Below are 1,658 nucleotides of genomic sequence, written 5' to 3' on the forward strand. Positions count from 1 at the left end.
CCACCCGAGGCTTTCCTGACTCGTCTTGAATCGAGTCCGCCAGCTCGTCGCTGTGGTCGAGCACCCAATCCTGCAGCTTGAGCAGCCACTGCTTGCGCCCGGCCGCGCTGATCGAAGCCCACCGCGGCTGTGCTGTGCGCAGCGCGGCCGCGGCTGCGGCGACCTCCTCCTGGGTCGACACGGCGACGGTGCCGACCAGTTCTCCGGACGCTGGGTTGCGAACAGCCAGTTCAGCGGCGTCGACGGTGGGTGTGGCGGAATCAGACACTTTTTCTCCTGGATAGCCGTATCGGACTACCAACCACCTTAGACAGAGTGAGATGTTTTGTATATCACTCTGTCATTTCGATGACCGGCTCAGATCTTCGGGTCGAAACGGATCCGCCATGTTCATCCGCTATTTGCCCCTGCTTGCAAATATCAGAACAGGTGGAAGCCGTGTTTGACCGCTATATGTTACCGAGGATTCTCTCACTGGTGAAGAGGAAAGGGAATCAAAATGGTGATCAGGAAAGCTGGATCGGATCCGACTACAGCTCCCGGCCCGCACGATGGACGAGACCTGCGCGCCTGTCGGCGCGCGCGGAAGGAACGTAGCGAATCCTGCGCGGTGCTACCGTCGCCGCCATCCGCAGGCCGGTGGCGTAGGAGCGGAACGCGGCCCGATCTCCCGGTCTGGAACGGACGTCGAGCGGTTCCTTGGTGCGAGGGTGGAGCAACTCGCGGACGGCGGCGGATGGCAGGAGTCGCGGGACCCAGCTGGTCGGACGCACGATCTCGGGTGCGAGCGTGCGACCGGCTGGGGTGAGGCGTAACTGCTGTGCGCACACCCGTTCGAAATAGTCGCCGAAACCCGCCCAGTCCTGCGGCATGGCCCGCGCCGACACGCCGAATCGCAGATACCACTCGCAGCACTCCTCGTACAGCCGTTCATGGTCGCGATCCGACATCGGCGCGATGAAGGTGTTGATCGCGACCACCAGCGTCTCCACATAGGTCGCGTGCTGAAAGTGGAACAGGTCCGGATTCAGTGCGTGGAAGCGCGCGCCACGGTCGTCGGTTCCGCCGATGTGCCCATGAATGTTGACCATGCGGTGCTGCTGGTCCCGATCGTGATAGGCCATGTGAACCGTCTGCGACACGGTTCGCGCTTTGTGGTACCACAGCCGCATCGCCATGTGTTCGTCGAGAGCTGTCGCGATGGCCGGGTGCAGAATCTGTAGCCCCACCGCGCGCGGCAGGGCGAGCAGAAATCGTCGATCGCCGACGTATCGGCGAAGCAGCGAGGTCCCTTTGTGTGGTGCGGTGGGCACGGGAGACGGTGTGGTCATGGTCGGCTCCGTTCGAAGGCTGGCAGCTGTCAGAGGCTGTCGAGGGGTGGAGATCGCCATGAATGCGCAGCTGAGCGGCGGGACCGGCATATGGCTCGCCTGCCTCGCGTGGGCGTGATGATCGTGCTGCCAAAGGGTGGCGTAGCGCATCGCGAACGGGGAGTGAAACTCGCGGTGTCGGTCTCCGTGGCCGGACGACGGCGCAGCCGCTGGAATCCCGCGACGAGGTAGCTCGCCGGCAGACAGCAGGGCATCGTTACCTCATCCGATTCTGGGCGGGCCGCCTCGAATAATTATGGTGCACGCTGACACCACAATGATGTGGTG

At 63.3% G+C, this 1,658-nt stretch carries 2 protein-coding genes; both read right to left on the bottom strand.

The genetic code is table 11. The features are described 5' to 3' along the window. Positions 1-268, bottom strand: a 268-nt coding sequence (locus tag ACFWF3_RS35120; RefSeq protein ID WP_379318420.1) for an aldehyde dehydrogenase family protein, incomplete at its 3' end; no start/stop codon positions are given. 262 nt (positions 269-530) lie between these two features. Next, positions 531-1,331, bottom strand: coding sequence for an oxygenase MpaB family protein (locus ACFWF3_RS35125; RefSeq protein ID WP_379318422.1), 801 nt, complete (start codon positions 1,329-1,331; stop codon positions 531-533). Positions 1,332-1,658 lie beyond the last annotated feature (327 nt).

The organism is Nocardia sp. NPDC060220 (assembly GCF_042727815.1).
Classification (GTDB): domain Bacteria; phylum Actinomycetota; class Actinomycetes; order Mycobacteriales; family Mycobacteriaceae; genus Nocardia.